Source organism: Acinetobacter sp. B-6 (genome assembly GCF_056930735.1).
Genome location: NZ_JBXPBY010000035.1, coordinates 1 through 1,943, shown reverse-complemented (window position 1 = coordinate 1,943; position 1,943 = coordinate 1). Strand labels below are relative to the sequence as shown.

Here is a 1,943-nt window from a genome sequence, read left to right as displayed (position 1 = left end):
CTTCTGTAAATATTTCAATTTTTAAATTTTTCATTGAGTCCGAGTTGTACATTTTTGTTTTTCCATTTTCATCTGAAGTACCTTGAAATATTTGACCATTTTCAGTAGTAATTTTATATTTTAAATTTTTCGCAGGTTCACCATCAGGATAATGCAAAATAAAATGTTCATCATACTGTGCTTTTAATTCAGGCATTGCAGGGAGTTGCATAGAAAATGTTGCACCACTATTGGTCTTAATCTGACCTGCTTTAAACTCAAGTAATCCCGGGCAGGCAATTTCAATATTTCCATCTTGCATTTTGATATAAGCACCACCTGTAGTAATCAATATGCCTTTACCACTTTCCACCCTGACAAAATCATTGAGTGAATAAATTTGCATTTGTTGTTTTGAGGATAAAGTCATTTTGCCTTTTTGCGCAGAGACATCTATATCACCTTCGCCTGATTTAATTTTAATACCTGAATGTTTGGCAAAAATTGTGATTTTATCTAAGGCTTGGGCAATCCAGCTTTTCCCCGTAAAAAATTGCAAATTTCGAGGTGTACTGATATCAATATTATCTTTTGATTCAAGATGCATATTGGCTTTACTGTCTAAAAGCATTCCTGATTGACTGTGTAAAGTTAGCAGAGCATCCTGATTTTCATCCCATGTTTCGAGCTTATCATTTAGAGATTGTTGTGACGCTAAATCTGGCTCATCGACTTGATGTGCTGTTGCAAGTTCTTTAAAATATTGATTACTATCGACATGATACTTTATATTTTCCAATAGTTTAGTGCGTGACAATTGAGCACCTTGTGCTTGATCAGATGATTCAGATGTGAGCAATATACCTTGAGCTGCTCTAATCGCACCCCACTGATCTGTCCTTAACTCAAAACCCTCTCCACGACCTTCACTCTCTGCGCTTTCTTTAGGGTGACTTAAATTGCCCAAATTCAGTTGACTCGCGCCATGACTCGATTGTAATTGTGTGCTTATTTGTGTAGTCGTATCATCAAACCTGAGTTGCCCAAAGCCCTCCCCAGCGACCTCTTTTGAGCGGATACCACTGAGCTTTTTGGTGTCAGGTAGTTTGCCTTTGATATCGAACTGGGTTGGATTTCGATGTCCTTCATGAATCCGTCCAGTAATAAATGGACGATCAAGGTTTCCCTCAAAGAAATCTACCGCGACAATCTCTCCGACACGCGGGAGAAATCTTGCGCCATAACCTTCACCCGCCCAAGGGGTAAGCACATCCACCCATGCAGAGTCCGTGTCATTATCATTAGCTCCTGCACCGCCATCATGGGCATGGTCTTCTGTTCGGGTAAACAAGAAACGAATTTTTATTCGTCCCCATTCATCGACATAGATTTCTTCACCATCCCCCACCACAATAGCACGTAGAACATATGCGGTTGGGCGATGTGCCAATGGATGATATTCAGGTACAACGCTAACATGTCGTCGCACCAAAGTTAATTCGTTGCCTTGACGCTCTTGTTGACGGTCTTTAGTCGTTTGCCAATGACTCAGGGTGAGGAGTTTTTCAATTTGTTCTTGAATGTCTTTGGGAAAATTGTTCTGATTATAAAAATGCTTACTTAATATCAGCATCTCATTGTTTTCGCTATGATTTCTGTCCAGTTCTGGATGACCTGTTAACTTAAACCAATAGCCGACCTGTATATCACGTACACTACTCTGTGCCTTAAAATATTTGGCTTGCAAAGCTTGGTATTGATTGAGTTGGGTACTTAACTTCTCTAGTTGATGATTGCCTGATGTTGTGGCTTGATCTTCACCTTTAAGATCACGAATCCAAGCAGGAGAAATACTCCACGCTTGTTCTAAACTTAAACTTTCATTGTCTCTATTTGCACTGTGTTTATGTGCACTCAGAATAGAACCACTGCCATCTTCCTGCACTAAACTGTCTGCTTGCCAA

Annotated in this window: 1 protein-coding gene; it reads right to left on the bottom strand. The window is 39.7% G+C overall.

What is annotated here, in order from left to right; genetic code table 11:
* Positions 1-1,943 (bottom strand): DUF2345 domain-containing protein (locus AC1Z3T_RS21050; RefSeq protein ID WP_483396982.1); only part of this gene is annotated, 1,943 nt, incomplete at both ends.